The sequence below is a fragment of the Streptomyces sp. NPDC050738 genome (assembly GCF_040654175.1).
Lineage (GTDB): Bacteria > Actinomycetota > Actinomycetes > Streptomycetales > Streptomycetaceae > Streptomyces.
The window spans coordinates 97,813-117,175 of sequence record NZ_JBFAHN010000007.1 but is presented as its reverse complement, the minus strand read 5'-3'; the positions used below and the strand labels follow the sequence as shown (position 1 = coordinate 117,175).

Here is a 19,363-nt window from a genome sequence, read left to right as displayed (position 1 = left end):
AACCCCACGGCGCCCTGCTCTAGCCCTGCATCACCTACCGAGTCGGTGGCCGGTCACCGTACGAAGGAGCCACTCGATGCCCGCGTTGCCCGCCTCCCGCCGCACCTCACCCCCGCGTGGCCTCGCCGTGCTCCGCAGGCGGAGCGAGCACGAACTCCACGGCCCTCGCAACGAACGTGACCTGCTGCGGGGTCCAGCAGTCCGAGCGCTCCACAGCGACCTCCGCCGTGCAGAAGCGGCACTGCAGGTTCGGCCCGTCGCATCCGTCGAGACCGCAACAGCCGTTGAGCCGACCCCGCAACGTCACCCGAGCGAGCCCGGGTGCGTCCCCCTGATTCACCAGTACACCGTCCACCTTCGTGAACGCCGGAATCCGGATGGCGCCGCGACCGGTGGGCACCAGGTGCTGTGCCTGGAGGGGCGGCGGATCAAAGGCGAAGCAGCCGACGTCCATGCGCTGCGGGCACTCGTCCTGACCCTCGGGCAGCTCGAACGGAAGCGGGGCATCATCCTCATCCGGCAGAGCCACCTCACGCAGCGGACCGGTCAGGTCGGCGTGACAGCGGCGGCATCGGAACACATACATGCCCTCGATGTTGCGCCGCTCAGGCACTCCCGGCCACCGATTTACCCACCACCCCGCACACCCGCCAGGGGTGCGGCCTGATGCCTCACACCCCCGCGCAGGCCGAGGTACAGCGATTGCTGCGCACCCTGACCATCGTCCTGTGCACGGTCGCCGTGCTCGCCCTGGTCTTCACCGCCGTCAACATCACGCTCTTCGCCCGCACCCGCGGCATCCCCCTGCCCATCGCCATCCTGCTCGACCCGATGCTCTCGCTCGCGCTCGCCGCCGTCCTGTACGCCGACGCCCGTCTCGCGTCCTGGGGCGTACGCCCACCGGCCTGGTCGACCACACTGCGATGGAGCGCCGGGTGCACAGCTGCGGCGATGAATTCCTGGCAGAGTCTGTGGCCCGACGGACAGATCGGTTGGCCCGATCGTGCCGATCCAGCAGCGGTCCTGCTCCACCTCGTCCCACCGCTCCTGCTGATCGCACTGACGGAAACGATCGCCGCCTATCGGCGCACCGTCGCTGTACTCCTGGAGACGATCGGGTCCACCGATCGGACCGCACCTTCACCGACCGCCACCACCATCGCCGAGACAGCCGGGCCCTGCACAGATCCGGGTGCAGCTCCCGCAAATCCAACCGCCGAAAGGCACCTCGAAGCCTCGCCCGGTCCGGCAACCGCCTCACCAGACCTCGTCCACGCCCGCCCCCCACCCGCGAGGCCGGCGCACCCGCCGCAGCCCCCGCCACCCTCGGGCGGTGCGGGAAACGCCGACGTGTGGGCGCGCGCGGTGGCCCTGGACGCCACGGCACGCGCCAGCCGGGGGCGGCCCGTGAGCGTATGGCGGCTGCGCACCGATCTGCGCATCGGCCCCGACCGCGCCACACAGATCCGCGACCAGCTCCTCGCCCACCACCCCAACCAACCGACTACCGCTCTTGTGACCAGCACCGATCCCACCGAATGAGCCGATCGGAGCGATCTGTTCGACCCGCTTGACTTGCCGCGCAAGCAGAGCGTCCATGGTGGTCGGCCCCCAGCGGCAACGGAACACCAGATCGCACACCCCGTACGCGGGCGGGCCGAAACCGATCGGGACCAACGCGGTGCGCACGCGCCCGATCGACCCGTGCAGCACGCCCCGCGTGCCGCACCCCCGGCCGGGGACCTCACCCACCCCACGCTCCACGGAAGTTGAGGCCCCACCATGTCCGACACCGCCACACCCACCCGCACGCTCCAAGCCGTACCCGACCCCGCACCCAAACCCCTCGCCGGGCTGTCGGACACACCCGCCACGATCTACACCGAACTGGCCACCACCCCCGGCGCCACCGCAGCCGAACTCGCCCTGGCCACCGGCCTGGGCCGCTCCACCGCCAGCAAAGCCCTCACCCTCCTCGAAGAACACGGCCTCGCTCACCGCACCCCGGGCGAAAAGACGAAGGGACGCCGCACCCCCGACCGCTGGACCGCCACGCCCGTACCCACCCCGGAAGAAGCCGTTCCTCCGGCCGATGGTTCACACGCCAGTGACCCCAAACCTAAGCCGGAGCCCGAGGCCGTCACAGCTGAAGCCGCCCCGCAGGGCGATATTCCCCACGCACAGGAGCCCGATCCGGTACCTGCCGAAGTGATGACGGCGTCCGACACGACCCCGGCCATCACAGCAACCACACCCGACGTCGCTTCAGCACCTCCTGCCGCCCCCGCGCCCGGCGCAGTGGGCGGGACCAAGGTGCGGCTCGCGCCGGGCGGGTTGCGCCAGCTGGTCATCGCGCACCTCACCGCCCACCCCGACGAAGCGTTCACGGCGACCGGCATCAGCCGCCGCATCGAGAAATCTTCAGGGGCGATCGCCAACGCGCTGGTGACGCTCACAGGCCAGGGCATTGCCGAGCAGGTCTCCGAGCGGCCCCGTACCTATCAACTCGCCCCCTCTGCTCTGGAGCCCGGCCAGAAGTAGCCCACGGACATCTATGAGCCCGAGTGCTGGGTCACGCCAACGTGGCGTGACCCAGCATCGTCTCGTCCGCGCGAAGCAGCTTCGCGTAGGACCGGGGCAACGGCACGGGCTGGTGGCCTACCGCTTGACCCTGCGCCCAGATGATCACCTCGGCGCCCACTCACCTCCGGCGATGTTGCGCATTGCAACGCTCAACCAGTTCCGGTCGGCCGTGCAGTGGCGCCTCGAACCACCGCGCACAGTTCACGCGACGCACCGCAGAAGACGTACGTCACCAGCCGGGGCGTCCGCAGGACCGAGGCCCGGGCTGACTTCACTGGGTCGCGTTGCCTGTCACGGCGTCCTCGATGTTGGTCAGCCACAGACGCAGCGAGGCTCCGTCGGGAGGCAGGACCGCGAGCCCGAGTGCGCGAGCGGCTTCTTTGAGCTCTGTGGCCGACTTGTTCACGACCACGAACTCTTCGATTTCCGTGCAGAGTTGTTGAACCTCAGCGGCAGATGAGTCTGCGAGCCAGTCATCGATAGCTTCGCTGTGGTTGGCGTATTCGAGGTTGAAGTCCTGATGGAAATAGGCCCCGAAGAGATGCCGGAGGCCGGGAAACGTCTCGCGCCACTCCCATGAGGTTTCCGGACGAACCGACTGGCCTGAATCCTGCGCTTCCGTGAAGCGCACCAGGTGCTGCCTGATGAGGCGTAGCGATTCTTCAACGCTGAGGCCCTTGGTGGGGGTGATGTGTGGCAGGAGTTCGACGTCGTCAGCGATCTGGTCGCTGAAGAGCCCGACCGCCAGAAGGTCATCGATCTCATTCAGTACAGCTTGCACCCGCGCCGGGTCGCGCCCCGCAGAGCGTTGATACGCGCGCAGCGCCGCCCCGGCGCGGTCCGGTGTGTCGTCGAACGTGTTCCCTGTGACCTCATACGAGGCGAGAAGCTGCCGGAGCTCCTTGAAGCGATCATTCAACGCCATGGTCCTTGTCATGCTCGTTCGCTACTTCGGTATGGGGTACGAGGTGAGTATCCGGTAGCCGGACTCTGCCGCCGGATCTCGCTTGAGGACTACTTGCACCCCATGGACCCATTCTGCCGGGAGCCCGTTGCGAAAGTTTCCTCTGGTGAGGCTCATGCCCGTCGGATCATCGAAGTGCACGGGTGCCAACTCCAACTTGCGTTTGGATCCTGCGAGCCACGCCTCGATAGATCTCTGCTGCTTCAGCATGGCCGCGTCGGTGAACTTCTGCGCAGACGCTTCGTCGACGTAGCGTGAGACCACGTCGAGGTTGGGCTCCGCTCGAAGGCGGGTGCGCAGATCCCGGGTGGTGACCTCGGCGTGCCTCGCCAGCGTGTGGGAACCGTTCTTGCCTTCGTCGCCGGCAACGTCGGCTCTATGTTTGGGCTGGGTGGGGCCCTTGCGCTTTGCCCGTGGCCAGGCGTTGGTCTCGCCCTCACGGAGCAGTGGGCCCGGGAACGGCATTCCGGATCCGGCAAGGGCGAATTGCGGTTCACCGACGTTGATGACAACGCCCTTGAAGAGGTACGGAATGCCACCGGCGTTCCTGATCGCCTGGTAAGCCGCGCCCGTGCCACCCAGCCCACCGCCCATCATGGCGCCGGCGATCGCCGCATGGCGGGCCTCGTCGAGGTTGATGCCCGTCTGTAGCCCGGCCGCCATCCGCATCGGCTGGGCGACAGCGAGATCGACGGTGACCGCTTCGATGCCGCCGATCGCCGCGGTGGCCAGCACCGTTCCGGCGATGGTGGCCACCTCCGCGCTCACCGCCACCCCGAGGGTGCCGGCCAAGTCGAGGATAGTGACCGTCGCAGCGCCAGCGGCGACCTCAGTCACCCCAGCGGTGAAGAAAGCCAGGCCAGTGCCCACCACGATGGTGGCACCAACGATTTCCAGCTCGTGCTCCAATTTCTTCTTGGCATCCGCAACGGAATCCGCGTACTTGTCCAGTCCACTGCCCATGTCACGGGCACCGTCGCTGAGGTCCTTCAGCCAGCCCCGACCATCGTGGTAGTAGCGGCGCCAGAACACATCGAACGCCTCGATGGACTCGCCCTTGTTGTGCTCGATCACCGAACGGGCCGCGTTGTTGGTGAGACCGGTGAGCTTCTCCACCGCATCCGCGAATGTCCGCCACGCCCGGGCAGCATCGCGCAGCTTGCCCTCGTCGGCGTCCGGCCACCACATACCCGTGAGGTCCTGGACAATCTCCCGGGTCTTGTCGCTGACCCCGCTCACTTCGCGTCGCCCTCGTGTTCGCGCTTGATCTTGGCGAACATCGAGCGGACCAGCTCTTCGTTGTCGATATGACCGTCAGCCATATCGACCATCCCGAGGTAAATGCTCGTCAGACCCGTGGTCAGGATCTCGGAGGACCCTTCGATCTGCTTGAGGTGCGGAGCATAGGCGGCACTGAAGGCGGCACCCTGTTCGTCATCTCCCCACGGCTCACCCGCATCCGCGAGGGACCCACGCAATACAGTCAGCGCCTCGGCCAGAGCCGTGCTCTGATCCTCGAACTTCGGAGCCGCCGACTTCAAATCCTCAGTCGATATGTTGAGTACCTTGCCGTTGTCGCTCATGGCTGCCGCACGACCCCCTCCGTCACCCCCGTTGAGCCTTCGACCCTATCTACGAACAACCGTTCGCTTGCGCGAAGATCGGAAAGAGTAGGCAAAGTTCTGCTTCAACGTTGGAGCAACTTGGGGTGCACCGGGGGCGCGCTAGCAGCAGAAGCATGGACACTCGGCATGCGCCATGTGCGGCCAACTCGCCTAGCTCATGTTCGCGGGCGATGTCAGTCGCACGTCACGCTCGCGTGCTGACAGTGCACGAGGCCTGCCAGGAGTAGGACATCCCGTTCTCTGTGCCGGTGCCGGTGCCGTACCGACGCGCGGACGTGAGGGAGCGGATCGGCAAGGCACTCCCCGAGGGATGGGTCACGGACAAGAACTGCATACACCCTCGGCAACGGCAGATTCGAGGGCTCGGCAGGTACGGCTCCAGAGCGACCTACTCGGCCTGGCAGGCGAGCCTCTTGAACAAGACTTAGTACAGGGGGCGTACCGGCTGCGCCCTTTATCCACGTCTCGGCTGAAAGGTAGGCCGGCCTCGGGGCTGGACGATGTCGTGCGCGGAGCAGCTGTGCGCGGGATTGCCGGCCCCTATCCGTTGTGGCGGTAGTCGTTCGTACGGGCCCACTGTCGGATCGCCGTGGTGTCCTCGCTGAGCCGCATGCTGAGGGTGCGGCACGTGGCCTGGAGTTCCTCGTCGTTCTCGATGCTTGCGAAACGCCCTCCACGGCGCGTCTGCTCGAGTTCCGCTCGGATCCGGCGCGCGGCCGGCATCGCCGCCAGATCCATCCGGTCAAGGCAAGCCACGACATGGTTCGCCGTGGCACCGTTCTCCTCCCAGGCCGCGAGCAGCGTCTCCAGCACGAGCTCGGCCTCGGGCTCTCCGCCGATGTCCCACAGGGCTGCGGCTGCGTGCACGCGCGTCCATTCGTACCCGGCCCTCAAGAGCTCCCGTAGGCGTGGCAGGACCACGGCCGCGTCCGGTCCGATGCGCCCCAGGACATCTGCCGCCGCCTCCTTTCGGTGCGTGCCGAGCAGAGCGTGCAGGAGCGGGATCGCTTCCTGTGTCGCGCCGCCGGCCGCCCATAGCGCGGCCGCAGCCGCGACGCGCACGTCCGGATCGTCGGCTCCGGTCAGCGTCCGGACCACGTCCAGGACGGGCCCGGCCGCGGGCCCGAATCCGGCGAGTACGTCCAGGGCCGCGGCCACGGTAGTCCACTGCTCATGGTGCACCGCGGCGGTGAGCGCGGCGGTGACCGTGGGGACGGCGGCCGGGTCGCCGATCTTGCCGAGCGCGGACAGCAGGGCCCGTGCACTCATCTGCGGCCACTCCTCGGAGTGGTCCACCCGCTCAAGGTGGGTCCGCAGCCGCGGCACCAACTCGGCTGCCGCCTGGGGCAGATGGCCGGCGACCTGCACAGCCCGCCAGGCATCCACCCCGCTGTCCAGTGCGGTCAACAGCCCTGGCAGGGCGCGCACATCGCCGAGGCGGGCCAGTGCGAGGACCGCCTCCTGATGGGCTCGGCGCAGCAGCGGCCTGCCGGTGGCCCACACCTCGGGCCCATGCGTCGTACGGTGCGCGCTCACGTAGGCGGCAAGGTGTTCGCGAACGGGCTGCGCGATGACGTGGCATGTACCAAGGACTTCGGCCACCTCCGCGGCGGTGTACGGATCGCAGGACGCCAACTGCTCGGCTACCAGGCGCAGCAGCATGGTGTGGTCCCCGCGGCGGGAGCGTACGAGCTCGCCGCTCATCCGGACCGCATCGAGGCGGGCGCCAGGATCCGGGCTGCGCAACTGCTCGACGAGCAGCGCGGTTCGCCCGGGCACCCGGCCCTCCAGCACCTCGTGCAGGGTCCGGAGCATGGGCGTGATCGGCGCGTGGATGCGATGGTGCCGGTCGAGATCTGCGAACGCGGCCGCGATCTGCGGCGGCACACCCACCGCGCCCTCCGAGGTTCCCGCCTCTGCCTCCTCCTCGTCGCATGTGCACTCCCCCGAGCAACGTGTCTCACCGACCGGCCCGACTTTGCGGGCAATCTTCTGCAGCAAGTCCACAGCCTCCGGCACGACCTCCTCACCCACGTCCCCCGGGGTGGAGCGGCAGCCGTGGACGAGGGCAGCGAGACGGAGCGCGGGATCGTTCGCCGCGTCTTGGGCCACGCCGGTCAGCCACGTCGTCGCATCATCCAGTGCGGCCGACAAGCGCAGACCCAGCGTGGCCATCGTCTCCACCACCAGCAACTGCTCGAGGAGCCCCTCCTCGGCCACCAGCCGTGCGCGCAGCAGTTGCGCTGCCCGGCTCGCATCATCGAGGAACAGGGCCAGTCCGGGGATCGCCGCCCGGCGCACCAGGAGCTCGGCGTCCAACGCGTACGCAACGAGGTCTTCCGCGCGTTCACGCATCACGAGCGCGCTTCCCGTGTAGTCCGGGCCGTCACCGTCGTCGTAATACTCCTGGTCGGACCGCTCGACGGCGACCTCGCCGATGCTCACCAGCAGGCCAACTATCGACGCCCGGTCGGGATGTGTGGCATCTCCGGCCATGGAGAAAAGAAACGGCAGGCTCGCCGTGGTGCACCGGTAGACGTCGCCCTGATGGTGGGCGGCACCGTAGAAGTCGCTGAGCGCCTGGGACCGCACCTCGGCGTCGGCAGACGTCATGGCCTGCAGCCACATCGGGACATCGTCGGCTGGACCGTACGCATGGTTCATCGAAGACCAGTCGATGCCATCAAGATTCTTGATCATGCGGGGAACTATGCACGGGACCACTGACAACGCCCCCATGTCCCGTCCGGCCAAGGTCCACAGCGCTCAGCGTCGCAGGGCACCGAACACCATCCGGTGTCTCCTGGAGGTAACCATCGCCGCTGCGCGGTTCCGACGTGGACGTCGTCTCCGACTCCGCCGAGATTCTTGAGGTGGGGAACCCCGAGCGACGGCGAAGTAGCTCACAGCCTGGGTCGTCCACCCGCCTGCACGCACCCTCGCCGCCGCCTTCAACCAGGCCGAAGCCGCGACCTCGGCCACTCACGCACCCGGGTCATCCTTGTGGCCGGTGCCCGCCACCAACTCGACCTCATGCACGCCGAGGCGTGCCGGCGCCACGTCACGGTGCAGGTCCTACTCGACTTCGTGCACGTCAGCGAGTACGTCTGGACCGCGGCACATGCCTTCCACCCGATCGGCACCGCCGAAGCCTGGGGCTCCGGCCACCTCACCACCATCCTCCACGGCCAGGCCAGCCGCGCCGCCGTCGAGTTGACCGTGCAGGCCGTCGGGGCCCGCCTGCGCGGAGCCAACCGCGAGGCCTCCTGCGTCCGCCACCTCACCGGCCACCTCGACCAACTCGGCTACGACACCGCCCTCGCGGCCGGCTGGCCGATCGCCACCGACGCGATCGAGGGCGCCTGCCGCCACCTGATCGGCCACCGCGTTGACATCACCGGAGCCCGCTGGGGGCTTGCCGGCGCCGAAGCCATCCTCACCCTCGGCGCCCTGAACGACAACGGGGACCTCGACACCCACTGGAACTATCACCTGCAGCGCGAACACCAGCGTCTGTATCCCAGCGTCAACCAGAAGGAATACGGCCTCACGGCCTGAAGTGGAGTGGCCCGGAGACGCTTGTCAGACAGAAATCCAGGAGTAGAGGCGGTGTCGTTGCTCGACTGCCCGGCGCGCCAGGTCAGCCGCCTGGCCAAGGAAGCCGGCAAGGCCGTCCGGGTCCGGCGGCGTGTCGAAGACGTCGGATCCGGCCCAGACACGGGCAACACCGTGTAGTGCAGCCCGATCGGCAGCGGCGAGTGCGTCACGCAGAGCGTCTGTCAGTGACAGACACAGGACCTCGCCCTCGCCGATCATCGCGATCAAATGACCATGCCTCGGGTCGGCTTCAGTGACCTCGGCCGCCCGGCCCGTGATGAGTACTTCAGCAGGTAGCAGGGCAACGACCGGGTCCATCGCGTTGACATCAAACCCGTCGTAGCCCGTCGCTATCGGCGCGTCGTCCTCGCGCACCACGGCTCGGACCGCGTCGTCATCGTCAGCAGCGGCAAAGTAGCCATAGAGAACTCCCATGCCGCGATCTTGGCATCCGCCACGGACAACCGCTCGTGACGACCGAAAGCGCCAAGAGGCATCCGCATTCGTCTGGGCTCAGATCACACACGGCGAGCCCCTCTTCGCGCCGCGCACGATCGAAGAAGAACGGCCCGAAGCACTGCGCAGAACGTGGCTCGACCAGCGCAGCAGCACCTGGGGAAGCTCGCCAGGCCAGGCCGGATCCACTTCACCGCGCTACGCGGACTCCTGATCCAGCACGCCGAGCATCTCGTCCGAAAGATCGACAGTGTTCAGGGCGACTCCGGGTCCGGCCGCGGATAGCCGATCTCGGAGATGTCCTGGGCTAGGTCCGCCAAGCTGACCTCAGGGTTCAGCAAGGATACGAGTTCTTGGTTCAGCGGCTGCAAGGCATGAACCTGGCTCACCGCTGCCAGGTCGATGGAGACCTCGTAGTAGTCCTCGGCGAAACGCTGGAACGCTTCCGGAGAACGGTCGACCAGGAGGCCGAACAGGCTCGTCGCGCCGTCAGGATCGACAGCGCCCTCGGGGAAGTCGATCGTCCCGTGGTGCCACCGTTCGTCCGTCAGTCCCCGCCACAGGCAGGCCGTTACGACGGGCACGCCGTCCTGATCGGTGAACGCCGACTCCTCGACGAAGGGCATGAAGAGCTCGGGGACCTCGTCAACGACTCCTGGCCAGGGCTCGCCATCGTTGCCGAAGGGGCTCATCGGCGATTCGTGATCGAAGCCCCGCACATAGGCCCCCGCCGCCGAGAACACGATCGAGTACTCGTCTCCCGACCCGTTGCGCATCGAGGCCATTTCCTCGCCGTCGGCCCAACTGGCGTTGAAGGAGTAATACCGGCTCTCCCAGTCCGGGCTCAGGATCGCATCGAGCATCGCCAATGAACGGCACAGGTCCCGCAGGTCGGCGATGGCGGGGAGCTGGCGGGCTACGTCATAGACAGTCACCAGCTCATCCAACCCGATGCCTCCGACACTCAGGCCCGCCAGGGGTGTCGTGACCCCCAGCTCCAACATGCGTGGCCAGGTTCCAACTATCGTGTCTCGGCTCAATGATGACAGCCCACCGAACTGGCGCGGGTGACAGATATCTCGACCAGTCACGGCGCGTACGGACGAAGCGCGCGGAGCTTGGCCTATTATTCGAACATGTGTTCTTCTGTGGGGTATGGAGCGCCACCCTTTCCCCCGTGACCTCCTCCAGGCCCAGACCGCGTTCTACGTCACGTATGTCCAGCTAGCGGCGAGGCCGTCGTCCGAGGCAACCGCAGGGCGCCAGCGTCTGCTGCAGCTCTCCCAGCTGATCGATGCGCATCCGTACTGGCGCACCCCGGCGGGTACGCCGGCGGCCCGGGTGGCGCTCAGGGAAGCTGCCCGCGCCGGAGCTCAGTCGTGATCGCCGAAAGCCCGCGACGGGGACTGCGCAGTTCGCGGGCGTACGTCGTCCGGGAAGGCGAGCTCGCGTCGGTGCGTGCTCCTGCGGACGCGACCGGGCTCAGCACACCGACGGTCTTCTTCCCTTGGCGGCGGCTGCGCGAGCAGGGCGAGACGGTCGGCCCCCGGGGTCGACCGAGCACGCGGTGCCCGAGCTGTGGGCGGTCAGTGGTGCGGGGCTGAGAGGGAGCGTTTCGCTCCCCGCGGTCGATCTGCCGCTCGATTGGGCGAGGCGGGCCGCAGGCGGGTTGATCGGGCCCGTGGACGGCACTCACGACCGACCCCCGCAGCCAGCATGTCCGCACCCACCGCATTGCCCCCCGTGGGCGCACGCGCACGGGCACCCTCCGACCGCGGCTTGGCGGGTCGGGGCCGCCAGGGCGCGAGCGCGCCTCGGGGTAGAGGCGGCGGGCGGCGCGGTGCTCGGCAAGGGGGCAGGGGCCGCGTCGTGGGCCGCAGAGGCAAGGAAGCTGCGTTGTCCGGCTTCGGGGACGCGGTTGAGGCGGGCGAGGCGCTCGTCGAGGCGGGGGTCGGTGGGTCCGGTGACGGCTGTTCCAGCGGCGGCCAGGAGGTATACGGCGGTCTCCGCCGTGATCCAGTGCAGCAACACCTCACCCTCGCCGCCTTGTTGGGTTGTGAGGACGGCGCGGGCGCTGTGGTGCAGCCGCTCGGCCAGCGTTGCGTAGGGGGCTTCGCGCTGCCAGGCGGTGCGGGTGTGGTTGAGGACTTGGTGGACCAGGTCTCGGTGGGAGGCAACGCTGATGATCACGGGGTGGCTCCTTGTCTGCTACGGGACGTGTTCGTCGTCTGGTCGGCGGCAGCCGTGGTGCGCCGCTGAGGCCCGCCTTCCCGCATGCGCCCTAGGGTGGGGGGCCGTGCGGGAAGGCGGGTTCGGGGCTACGGGCTGGGGCGCGTGGCGGCCCGGTAGGCGGTCAGGACGTCGATGAGGTGCTGGTGTTGCTGGGAGAGGCGGGCGGCGGTCAGGGTGGCGGCGTGGCCGGAGTGCTGCTCGATGGAGGCTGCCTGGACCAGGACGTCCCAGGCCCCGGGATGTACGGAGTCGCTTAGGGCTTCGGTGTAGCGGTCTCGGGCTTGGGCGGCGTGGCGGCGCAGCTGGCGGTGCAGGCGTACCGCCTCGGTGGTGGCGTGCCACAGCAGGGCGGCGAGTTCGCCCAGTGCTCCGCCTGCCTGCGCGCGGTGGGCGCGCAGTTGGACGAAGGCGTCGTCGCCCAATTCGGTGCGCAGCCATACCTCGGACGGGGTCGGGAAGACCGCTGCGACGTGGGTTGTGGGTGCTGAACTCGGCGGGTGCGGTGGGGTGTTGTCGGGTCCGGTGGTGTCGGCGGGGCGGCGGGTGGGCTGGTCGGTCATGGCGGGGCTCCCTGGATGTGCGGGTGGGGTGGGTGGCCGGGGCCCGGGGGTGTGTGCCGCCCCGGGCCCCGGGGTGGGGCTAGGGGATGTCGGCGTGCGGGCAGTCGGTGTGGTGGCCGGGGTCGCGGTAGAAGGTGTCGGGCACCCGGCTGGGGTGTGTGTGCAGTTCGGCTGCGGTGAGTGGGGGCCTGGCGAGGTAGTCGCCGAGGTCGGCGAGGTGGCGCACTTCGGCGCGCGGTACGGGGTGGTGGCAGTCGGGGCAGGGGGCTAGGAGCTCGAACGGTTCGTCGGTGCACATCGGGCTGCGGGCCAGGAAGGTGTAGGTCTCCCCGGTGGTGGTGCAGGTGGCGGTGGCGAGTGCCGGCTCGCCGGGGATGGTGCGTCGGCGCAGGGTGTCGGGGGTGGTGGTGATCTTGTCGAGGCCCAGGTTCAGGGCGGCGGACAGGCGTACGGCGGTGCGCGCCAGGTCCTCGCCCCGGTAGGGGCCGTAGAGGGAGCGCTCGGCCTGGTGGCGGATGAACAGGGCGGCGGCCTGGGCACGTTCAGCGAGTCCGGTCATAGCGGGGTGCCTCTCCTTCGGGTGGGCCGGGCCTCTCGCGGCCCGGCGGCGGGGTGGTGCGGGTGCGTAGGTATGGAGGTTTTCTGGGCCGTTCGTGCCAACTCCGGCCCCGGGCGGGCTGCTCGCCCGCCCGGGCGCCTCGAGGGCGGTCAGGTGGTGGCGAGGGCGGTGGTCGCGGCGGCGGCAATCGCCGGGGCCGCCTGAGCGGGGTCGGTGAGTTCCAGGAAGGTGGCTCCGGGCAGCGGGCGGGCGTCGGGCTCGAAGGCCAGCCACAGGACCGCGCATCCGGCGGCCCGCAACTCGGTGATCCGCTGGTAGGCGTGCAGGGCCTCGGAGGGGGCGTAGTAGCCGTCGGAGGAGATCACCAGGAGGCGTCCCGTTCCGGGCCGGTCCAGGGTCAGGGCGGTGTTCAGGGCCTCGATCGCGTGGCCGAGGCTGTGGCCCATCCCGCTGGCCTCGAACTCGGTGACCTGGGCGGGCGGTTTGCCGGGGGCGTTCAGCGCGGTCAGGGCCCGGTCGTAGGCGATGGTCGCGGACATCGAGTCCGGGTCGGTCAGCGCCACCGCCCGGGCCATGATCCAGGCGGCCGAGGCCATCGGCGCCGTGGCCTGGGACATGGACCCGGAGACGTCGACCGCGATCCCCACCCGCAGCGGTGGCATCGGGGTGGGGCGGCGCTCGGTGCGGGTGAACGGCGTTGCGGTCGGGGTGGCCCCGGCGGCCTGCTGCGCTTCCCGGGCGAGGGCCTGGCGCATGTTCAACCGGCCCGGTGGCATCGCCGAGTGCGTCACCGTGGTGGTGCGCTCCCGGTAGGCGGCGGCCTTGAGGGCGCGCGCCAGCCTTCCGGCCGCCGCCCGCTCCGCCCCGCTCGGTTGGCGCTTGCGTGTGACCGGGCTGTCCGCCCGCTGTTCGCCTTTGCGACGGCGGGGCTGGTGCGGGCGACCGGTCGGGTTGAACACCGCCTTGGTCAACACCTCCGCCCGGCGGTCCTGTTCGGCCCGCGCGGCCCGGGCCTCCTTGCGCTCCCTGCGAGAGGTGTCGGCACGGCTCTGCAGGTCTTCCTCGGCGGCGATCGCCTCCATCGCCTGGGCCACCGCCTGCGCCACACTGCTGCTGCCGTCTTCCTCCCCGGTCCCCGTGGGCGGGGGCGGGGGGCTCTCCGGGTCGGTGTTCAGGGCATTGCACCAGGCGTCGGCGTGCACGAGCATCCCCGCCTCGTCGTCGTCCGCGCAGTGCTGGACCGCCTGCCAGATCGATTCAAGTTCCCCGAAGACCGTCTCGCCGAGCAGGGTGCGCACCGCCGCATCCAGGGGTGCGGTCTCCTCGGCGTGCAGGATGCCCGCATCGCGTCGGGCCAGGAGGAGTCCGGCGGCCATGGCGGCCGAACTCCGATCGCTCCCTAGCGTGGTGAAGCCGGGGAAGATCACGCCGAGGGTGCAGGCCCGCAGATACCTGCGGTCCTGCGGGCGGGCTCGTACCTGCGCGCCCTCCGCCCGCGCCTCCTCCAGCATTTCGGCCGCCTCGCCCAGCGCGGTGCCGTGCACGGGGGTGGGGATGTTCCAGTGGGTGTGGGCGGCATGGGCGGCCTCGTGCACGAACGCGCCCCAGGCGATGGGGTAGCGCTCCTCATCCCCCGGGCGGGCGGGGCGGATGAAGACCGGGGAGAGCGGGGCGAACAGCTCGGCGTCGACCTCCAGGCGGGCCACCGTCGGGTAGAACGCCGCCGGGGCCCCGGACCGGGTGCCGGGGGTGCAGGTGACGATCACGTCGTCGCGGCCCGCCAACTCCTTCAGCCGCACCCCGAGTTCACCGGAGATCCGCAGCCAGTGCTGGGCGGACCGGTTGGGGGTGACCTCGTGGAGGGGGCCGCCGTCGTCCTCCCAGCGCAGTGCGGTGAGTTCGTCTGCGGTCAGTGGGGGCGGTCCGTGGTGAACATGGGTCAGGGTGTGTGCAGGCATGGCGAATCGGTGTCCCTTCCAGGAGCGTTCGTACGAGGCGGGGTGGGGGCGGGCCCGGGTGCGGGGGCGGGCCGCCGGGAGGGGGTTAGAGCTGGTTGCCCAGGGCCAGCGCGGTGACCGGGCGTCCGAGGGCTTGGGTGACGAGGTCGGCGACCGTTTCCCGGTCTTCCAGGGGCGCTACGCCGACCAGGTTGGCGAAGGCGCTGTCCACACCGAGGACTCCGGCGATCTTCTGGAAGGCGATCAACTCGCGGAGTTGCGGGGCCCAGCCGACCTCGCCAGCCTGCTGGGCGATGGCCAGGTTGCGGGCGATCCGCACCGCCTTCGGGTTGATCTTCAGGTGGGTGGCGAGGTCGTAGTCGGAGCTCACCTGGATCTGCACACTGAACCGGGAGGCCAACGCTTCGGAGAGGATCGCGCCGTGTACTCCGGGGTTGTGTCCGGCGATCACGTAGAACCCGTCCTCGGCGGTGATCGTCTCGCCTTTGTGGGCCTTGACCTGGATCTGCTTGCGCCCGTCCATCGCCGGGTACAGGGCGGCCAGGACCTTCGGGGAGATCAACGTGGCGTCGTCGAGGAGGAGGGCGCGGCCCTCCTGCATAGCGGTGATCAGCGGCCCGTAGATGAAGGTGTAACCGCCGCCGGGGTCCTGGGTGTACTCGCCGATCAGGTCGCCGACCGTGGTGTCGCCGTCCCCGGCCACCGTGATCAGGTCCGGGAAGGCCGCCTCGATCAGCGAAGTCTTCCCGGTGCCCGGCGGCCCGTACAGAAGGGCGGGAACGCCCGCCTGCCGCAGGAGGCGCAGCGCTTCCACATCCGGGAGTTTCGCCAACGCCCGGGGGTGATAAGCCTGCCCGTTCGGGCGGATCACCGGGCTCGGTCGCCCGCCCGCAGGCGGCGGGGGCGAGGGTGGCGGGGCCGAGGGCGAGGTCGGCCTCGGCAAGGGCGAAGCCTGCGGCGGAGTGGGGTGCTGGGCGGCGGCCGTGGTGGTGGAAGTTGCCTGATAGGTGCGGGGCTTGAGGCCCGCCCGCAGCGCCTCACCCCGGGTCACCAGGGTCTCGCAGGCGTTGCCGACCGCCCCGCCCGAATGCCCCAGCCGCTTGGCGAGTTCGGTCACCGTGAACAGGCCGTTCGGGCTGGTCGCGAGGATCATCGCGATCCGGGCCCGGAGTTCGCCCGGGCGGGCCTTGCCGTTACCGGAGGGCGCGGGAGTGCTCGGCTGCGAGATCGCGGCGGTGGTCGAGGCGGGGGTGGGCGGCGGGGCGGCGGGTGTGGTCATCATGAACGCCTTTCTCGACCGTGCGATATGCATTCGAATTCAGCCCACCTTTAGGCACACTCCACCCGTCAACGAATATCGGGGGCTAATGCGAATGTGCTCACGTGGCGGGATTTCCGGCCCCCGGGCCTTTCCGGGAACAATTTAAATATAGCTCGACTCCCGCACCACCTGAAGCCCCATTCCGCCTTGATAATGCTGGAATATCTCGTAATTCACGACGTGAATTCAGGGGGATTCAATTGCACGCGACGCCTTGCGTCGCCGCACCCGCCGACCGCGACCGATTCGAAGGCGCGAAAAAACGCCGGCACACGCACCGATTCGAGTCGGTGTGCGAATCACCGGCACGGCCCCGGCGGCACGGCCCCGGCGGCACGGCCCCGGCGGCACGGCCCCGGCGGCACGGCCCCGGCGGCACGGCCCCGGCGGCACGGCGGCCTCCTCGCCCAGCTCGAGGCCGCCTCCACCCAAGCCTGCGCCGGGGCGCCTGCAGGCCTGGGGGCCGGCAGGCAGGACGAGGCAGGGGAGAGAGGTACAGGGGGAGACAGGTATGAGGAGTAGTTGGCGAGGGTGAGCAGAGGGCGTAAGGAAGTACGAGGAGGCGGGGCGGGGCCGATGCGCTGTGTAGATCGGGATGCTTTTACGCACCGATATACGGTCGCCCTCGATGGCTCGGCCGCTCTTACCCCTGTGACCTGCGCTGATTCCCGTGGCGGGGTGTCGTATCCAAGGACGGCATCCGCCTCGACGCCCCCTGGTAACCCTGGAGCGACACCCTCAAGACCACCGAGCCACCGGCCGCTGACCTGCGGATTCACACGCAGGCCGCCCCGCTGGTCTATCCGCGGTGGCGGGTACCTGCCGGGTCGCGCAGAAGGGCGCGAGTGGTGGCGGCCGGAGTGTGGCCCAATGCTTTGAGGTGGTGGGCCAGGAGGTCGTAGGTACGCTGTGCGGCGTCCTCGCGCCCGGCGTCGAGCTGGATGCGGATGGTGCGCTGGTAGAGAAGTTCGTCGGTGGGGCTGGCGGTGATCGCCTCGTCCAGCAGGTGCAGCGCTCCGTCGATGTCGCCGCTCCGCGCGGTGTACTCCGCGAGGCGCGCTGCCGCGTCAGCCGCTTTGCGGTGCAGTGCTTCGCGGATGCCTTCGCTCCACGGGTAGTCGCTGCCGTCCGCGAACGGTCCCGCATAGCATCCCAGCGCGGTACGCAGATGCAGCATACGGCGACTCTCATCGGATTCTTGCGCCGCTTTTTGAAGTGCTTTCTGGAATTCTCCGATGTCCGTGCTGATGAGGTTCGGTGCGAGCTTGTGGTATTCGGCGTTCAGCTGGATGAATTCCGCGTCGCTTTCAGTCGCCGGCCGCAGCGCACGCCGTACGGCGCGGCGCATGTTCTTCAGGTCTGCGAGCGCACGCTGGGGATCGTCCGGCAGGCGCAGGTGGAGAGCGATCTCCTCGGCACGAAGGCCGGTGGGGTGGGCCGCGAGCAGGGCAAGGAGTTCCCTGACTTCCTCCCGCAGGCCAGTTGCGATCAGCTCGCCGGTGTCGGCGCGGACCAACGTGAGCGGACCCAGAACCCGTAGGCCTACCGGCGCGCGGTCGGCTTCAGGCGCGTGCCCCGGCCCCGGCGCAGGCCCAGGGGCCGGGGCCGGGGCCGACTGCATGATGGCGGTGGGCGGAGTCCGTTCGGCGGGCGGGGTGAGGTCGTGTGCGGCGTACAAGACGCCCAGGACATCCCTGACGGCATCTTGCGTGATGGTGAACAGGCTCTCGGGCATTGGGTCGTCGGCGTCGAACGTGCAGGAACCCATCGTGTCGACGGTGAGCACGGTGGCCTTGGGGAGGCGCTCGCCGAGGGTGATGACGGTCAGCCGACCCGGGGCGCACCGGGCGGCAATGGCGGCCACATGGCCGTTCGTCGCGGCATCCGGCTGTACCAGTACCACCAGGTCACCTGGCGCTGACGACGTGCTGTCGGAGCTTTGGTCGGCGGTGTTCTCGCTGTGCCGCAGGTGCTGCAACAAATGCGTTTCAACCGATCCGATCACTTCACCGATGTCGGCAGGGCACAACAGCGCGGGAAGGCGGTCGGGGACCTCACCGAGCAGCGCGTACGCCAGGCCGGCGGACAGGCACAACCGGGTGTGCGGGATGGCGAGTTGGGTGCGTTCGGCCGCCGTGAGAACGCCAAGGACCAGAGCGCGGGCCGCACCCTGCGCGCCGGGACCGGCCAGGTGAATCCCGCCGGGCCGAGCAAGCTCCTCCAGGAGACTCTCCTGGCCGTCCCGGGTCCCGATGGTGACCGTGCCCGGCGCCCCCGGTTGCTTGGGAGTCACCCGCTCGATCCGCTCATCGCCCGCATCTACCGACACGCTGCCACCATCGGCGGGTTCGGGTTGGTGGGCGGCGCGGTCAGCGAACAGCGCGGTGCGCAGCGTACTGGCGAGCGCGGGCAGCTCCGCGTCCACGGCCGTGTCCGTGGCCGCTCCGGCCAGGGTGCGGCGCTGACGGACGCGCAGCAGAGCAAGCGCTGCGGCGATCCCCGCCGCTGTGGTGATCCCGATGACGCTGGCCGTGCCGATACTGATCGCGACCGGCTCACGCTGCCCGCGGGCCCAGTCGTGTCTGGGGAGTTTCGTCTCCTTCTCCCTCTCCTGCGCTCGCGCAGACGCCGGTGGCGTCTCTTCCGGCCTTCCGTGCCCCGGCGGTGACGGTTCGGCGCCACCCTCGGCTCTCCCGTCTGGGAGCTGCACAGAGGGCGCGGGCCTTTCATGTGCTGGAGGAGGCGGCAGCAGGCACTGCTGCGATGGGCTTCCCGCGGCCACGGGGATCCTCAGTCGCCATCCGGGAAGAATCAGGTCAGGGTCCTCCAACCGTGAACCGTCCGCCTGCACCCGGCTCTTGTTGAGCGCGTAGATCCTGGGCCAGCGGATCGGATCGCCCAGATGAGCCGCAGCGATGTCCCACAGCGTGTCACCGCGTACGACGGTGTACTCCACGCAGCGCGGCACTTCCATCCCCACCGAGCCCTCCGTATCCCCATCTGCACGGGCGGAATGCAGGGGTGCGGTAGTGGTCACAGCGGCACGATCACTCAGGCTGGCGTTGTACGGCGTCGAGGCGGCAACTGGCTGCGGGCACCACAGCGCAACCAGCGCGACGATCAGGGTGCCGACGCACAGGGCGGCCAGGGAGCGCCGTACGGTCAGGGCCTCGAGGTGGCGGGTGTGCAAGCCGCGGTCGCGGTAGAGCTGCGGCAGGCGGGTGACGTACCAGGCGGCTTCGTAAAGAAGTGAGAGAGTGAAAGCGGCCCAGGCGCACCACGCGACTGCAGCGAGCAGTTGGACCAGAAGCGGATCGCCGACAGGGGTCATCAGCCGGTCTACGAGGTCACTGGCCGACTGGACACGATCCGGCCAGGGAACACCCGCGATCTGCCACAGCAGGTAGGGCACCACGGCGACCATGGCGAGAGTCGCTGCCCCGCTCACCAGGGCGAGCACCGCGGCCTGTGCCCGCTGCCCGACCACCGACATTTTCAGCATCGCGGA

The 19,363-nt window shown here is 69.3% G+C and carries 16 protein-coding genes and 1 pseudogene; 4 read left to right on the top strand and 13 right to left on the bottom strand.

The window, feature by feature from the left end; translation table 11 throughout:
• Positions 1–106: 106 nt before the first annotated feature.
• Positions 107–613: a hypothetical protein gene (locus AB0H78_RS19700; RefSeq protein WP_363235747.1), complete on the bottom strand. Its 507-nt coding sequence runs from the start codon at positions 611–613 to the stop codon at positions 107–109.
• Positions 614–666: 53 nt separating this feature from the next.
• Between AB0H78_RS19700 and AB0H78_RS19695 the strand changes: the two genes are divergently transcribed.
• The gene (locus tag AB0H78_RS19695) at positions 667–1,542 is read left to right on the top strand and encodes an extensin (protein WP_363235746.1); all 876 of its coding nucleotides are present in this window, start codon (positions 667–669) and stop codon (positions 1,540–1,542) included.
• Between the two features lie 240 nt (positions 1,543–1,782).
• Positions 1,783–2,541, top strand: a complete 759-nt coding sequence (locus tag AB0H78_RS19690) for a helix-turn-helix domain-containing protein (RefSeq protein WP_363235745.1) — start codon at positions 1,783–1,785, stop codon at positions 2,539–2,541.
• A gap of 313 nt (positions 2,542–2,854) precedes the next feature.
• Here the strand turns inward: AB0H78_RS19690 and AB0H78_RS19685 are convergent, their stop codons facing one another.
• From AB0H78_RS19685 to AB0H78_RS19670, 4 genes are all read right to left on the bottom strand, one after another.
• The gene (locus AB0H78_RS19685) at positions 2,855–3,520 is read right to left on the bottom strand and encodes a contact-dependent growth inhibition system immunity protein (RefSeq protein WP_363235744.1); all 666 of its coding nucleotides are present in this window, start codon (positions 3,518–3,520) and stop codon (positions 2,855–2,857) included.
• A 9-nt stretch (positions 3,521–3,529) separates the two neighbouring features.
• Positions 3,530–4,786 carry an RNase A-like domain-containing protein gene (locus AB0H78_RS19680; protein ID WP_363235743.1) on the bottom strand — a complete coding sequence of 419 codons (1,257 nt, stop codon included), beginning with the start codon at positions 4,784–4,786 and terminating at the stop codon, positions 3,530–3,532.
• Positions 4,783–5,130, bottom strand: a complete 348-nt coding sequence (locus tag AB0H78_RS19675) for a hypothetical protein (protein WP_363235742.1) — start codon at positions 5,128–5,130, stop codon at positions 4,783–4,785. Before AB0H78_RS19675 ends, AB0H78_RS19680 begins: the two co-directional genes overlap by 4 nt.
• Positions 5,131–5,712: 582 nt before the next feature.
• On the bottom strand, positions 5,713–7,872 hold the full coding sequence (locus AB0H78_RS19670; protein ID WP_363235741.1) for a HEAT repeat domain-containing protein: 2,160 nt from the start codon (positions 7,870–7,872) through the stop codon (positions 5,713–5,715).
• Positions 7,873–8,053: 181 nt separating this feature from the next.
• Between AB0H78_RS19670 and AB0H78_RS19665 the strand changes: the two are divergent.
• A pseudogene (locus tag AB0H78_RS19665) lies at positions 8,054–8,730 on the top strand (ISKra4 family transposase); the annotation flags it as partial.
• Positions 8,731–8,754: 24 nt separating this feature from the next.
• Here the strand turns inward: AB0H78_RS19665 and AB0H78_RS19660 are convergent.
• Both AB0H78_RS19660 and AB0H78_RS19655 read right to left on the bottom strand, forming a co-directional pair.
• Complete coding sequence (locus tag AB0H78_RS19660) at positions 8,755–9,204, bottom strand: hypothetical protein (RefSeq protein WP_363235740.1); 450 nt, start codon at positions 9,202–9,204, stop codon at positions 8,755–8,757.
• A gap of 275 nt (positions 9,205–9,479) precedes the next feature.
• Positions 9,480–10,229 carry a hypothetical protein gene (locus tag AB0H78_RS19655; RefSeq protein ID WP_363235739.1) on the bottom strand — a complete coding sequence of 250 codons (750 nt, stop codon included), beginning with the start codon at positions 10,227–10,229 and terminating at the stop codon, positions 9,480–9,482.
• 151 nt (positions 10,230–10,380) lie between these two features.
• Here AB0H78_RS19655 and AB0H78_RS19650 point away from each other — a divergent pair, with 151 nt between their 5' ends.
• The gene (locus AB0H78_RS19650) at positions 10,381–10,608 is read left to right on the top strand and encodes a hypothetical protein (protein WP_363235738.1); all 228 of its coding nucleotides are present in this window, start codon (positions 10,381–10,383) and stop codon (positions 10,606–10,608) included.
• A 309-nt stretch (positions 10,609–10,917) separates the two neighbouring features.
• On the opposite strand, the gene AB0H78_RS19645 is transcribed toward AB0H78_RS19650, so the two are convergent.
• From AB0H78_RS19645 to AB0H78_RS19620, 6 genes are all read right to left on the bottom strand, one after another.
• Positions 10,918–11,415 (bottom strand): hypothetical protein, encoded by a 498-nt coding sequence (locus AB0H78_RS19645; protein WP_363235737.1) that lies wholly within the window; start codon positions 11,413–11,415, stop codon positions 10,918–10,920.
• A 128-nt stretch (positions 11,416–11,543) separates the two neighbouring features.
• Positions 11,544–12,017 carry a hypothetical protein gene (locus AB0H78_RS19640; RefSeq protein ID WP_363235736.1) on the bottom strand — a complete coding sequence of 158 codons (474 nt, stop codon included), beginning with the start codon at positions 12,015–12,017 and terminating at the stop codon, positions 11,544–11,546.
• 79 nt (positions 12,018–12,096) lie between these two features.
• A complete protein-coding gene (locus tag AB0H78_RS19635) occupies positions 12,097–12,576 on the bottom strand; it encodes a hypothetical protein (protein ID WP_363235735.1) in 480 nt (159 codons plus the stop codon).
• Positions 12,577–12,725: 149 nt separating this feature from the next.
• On the bottom strand, positions 12,726–14,534 hold the full coding sequence (locus tag AB0H78_RS19630) for a hypothetical protein (protein ID WP_363235734.1): 1,809 nt from the start codon (positions 14,532–14,534) through the stop codon (positions 12,726–12,728).
• Between the two features lie 85 nt (positions 14,535–14,619).
• On the bottom strand, positions 14,620–15,813 hold the full coding sequence (locus tag AB0H78_RS19625; protein ID WP_363236057.1) for an AAA family ATPase: 1,194 nt from the start codon (positions 15,811–15,813) through the stop codon (positions 14,620–14,622).
• An 841-nt stretch (positions 15,814–16,654) separates the two neighbouring features.
• Positions 16,655–19,357: a BTAD domain-containing putative transcriptional regulator gene (locus AB0H78_RS19620; protein WP_363235733.1), complete on the bottom strand. Its 2,703-nt coding sequence runs from the start codon at positions 19,355–19,357 to the stop codon at positions 16,655–16,657.
• Positions 19,358–19,363: the final 6 nt, after the last annotated feature.